Source organism: Vibrio sp. Vb0304 (assembly GCF_033338995.1).
GTDB classification, from domain to species: Bacteria; Pseudomonadota; Gammaproteobacteria; order Enterobacterales; family Vibrionaceae; genus Vibrio; species Vibrio alginolyticus.
Genome location: NZ_JAWOTT010000085.1, coordinates 1 through 1,660 on the forward strand (window position 1 = coordinate 1; position 1,660 = coordinate 1,660).

General features: G+C 49.0%; 3 protein-coding genes. All 3 read left to right on the top strand.

The genetic code is table 11. The annotated features are described in order from the left end of the window. Positions 1-523 (top strand): type II secretion system protein GspL (gene gspL, locus R7P35_RS23945; protein ID WP_318092823.1); only part of this gene is annotated, 523 nt, incomplete at its 5' end. A 7-nt stretch (positions 524-530) separates the two neighbouring features. After that, the gene (locus R7P35_RS23950) at positions 531-1,022 is read left to right on the top strand and encodes a type II secretion system protein M (RefSeq protein ID WP_318092827.1); all 492 of its coding nucleotides are present in this window, start codon (positions 531-533) and stop codon (positions 1,020-1,022) included. A gap of 1 nt (position 1,023) precedes the next feature. Next, positions 1,024-1,660 (top strand): type II secretion system protein N (locus R7P35_RS23955; protein WP_318092825.1); only part of this gene is annotated, 637 nt, incomplete at its 3' end.

Genomic DNA, 1,660 nt, shown 5'->3' on the forward strand with positions numbered 1-1,660 from the left:
GAACCTGTTAACTGGCGAGTTTAAGCCGAAGTCTTCTTGGGGTAAGTACTGGAAAGTTTGGCAAAAGGCGGCTATCGCTGCGGGCGTTTTGTTAGTGGTGGTCGTGGCTCAGCAACTTCTCGTCGTCCACAAGTACGAGGCGCAAGCACAAGCCTATCGTGAAGAAAGCGAACGTATTTTCCGTCAGGTTTTCCCAAACAAGAATCGAATTCCGACCGTAAGTTATTTAAAGCGTCAAATGACAGATGAAGAGCGCCGTTTATCTGGTGGCTCAACAGATGTTGCGATGTTGTCTTGGCTTGCTGCCTTGCCAGCAACGCTTGGTCAGGTGAAAGATCTAGAAATCACCAGTTTTAAGTATGACGGCCAACGTGGTGAAGTGCGCATTCACGCACGTAGCTCAGACTTCCAGCCTTTTGAGCAGGCACGTGTGAAGTTGGCTGAGAAGTTTAATGTTGAGCAAGGTCAGCTTAATCGCAGCGATAACGTTGTGATGGGTAGCTTTGTGTTGAAGCGTCAGTGAGGTGATGATGAAGAATTTAATTTCTCAAGCGCAAGCTTGGTGGAGTGGCATCTCTCAGCGTGAACAACGACTTGTGCTGGGCTGTGGTGCATTCGCCATCCTTGGCATTCTTTACTGGGGGCTGCTGCAGCCGATGAGCCAACGTGCAGAGTTGGCGCAATCTCGTATCCAAAGTGAAAAGCAATTGCTTACATGGGTACAAGACAAAGCTGATGACATTACCGCATTGGGAAAAAGCGGGGGTGTCAGTTTTTCCAATCAGCCACTTAACCAACTTGTCTCTTCATCAGCGCGACGTTTTAAGGTGGAACTGATTCGTGTGCAACCACGCAACGACAGTGTGCAAGTGTGGATTAAACCGCTCGCATTCAACCAGTTGGTGGATTGGTTACGCTACTTGAAAGAGCAGCAAGGCATTGAAGTTGAATTTTTAGACATCGATCGTACAGACCAAGCGGGCATGATTGATGTGAACCGTCTGCAATTTAAGCGAGGTTAAGGTGAAGCGAGCAGTACTTTACGTTGTAATCTTTATTGTTTGTTTTTCTGTTAGCTTGATCATGGGGTTACCTGTTTCTTGGGTTCTCCAGCAAGCCCCCACTGTGAAAGGGCTAGACATACAAGGTGCTCACGGTTCCGTTTGGCAAGGTCAGGCTTCTAGCGTGCGTTGGCAGCGTCAAAATCTAGGGCAAGTTAATTGGGATTTCCAATGGTATAGCTTATTTACCGGCAAAGCCGAATTTTCGGTACGTTTTGGGCGCGGCAGCGATATGAACATTCGCGGTCGAGGTTTAGTTGGATACAGTCTCAGCGATGGCCCTTACGCGGAAAATTTGGTGGCGTCGATCCCTGCATCGAAAGCCGTCGAACAAGCGCGCCTGCCGGTGCCTGTTGGTGTTGATGGCCAGCTGGAGTTGAACATTCGTCATGCGACTTACGCAGCTCCGTGGTGTAAAACTGGTGAAGGCACATTGGTTTGGAGTGCCAGTGGCATTCAAAGTCCAGTGGGAAGCTTAGAGCTCGGCCCTGTTATTGCTGATTTGAAATGCCAAGATAGCGTGCTAACTGCATCAGGTGAGCAAACCAGTACGCAAGTTTCCTCGGCGTTTTCAGCGGAACTGATGCCGAATCAACGCT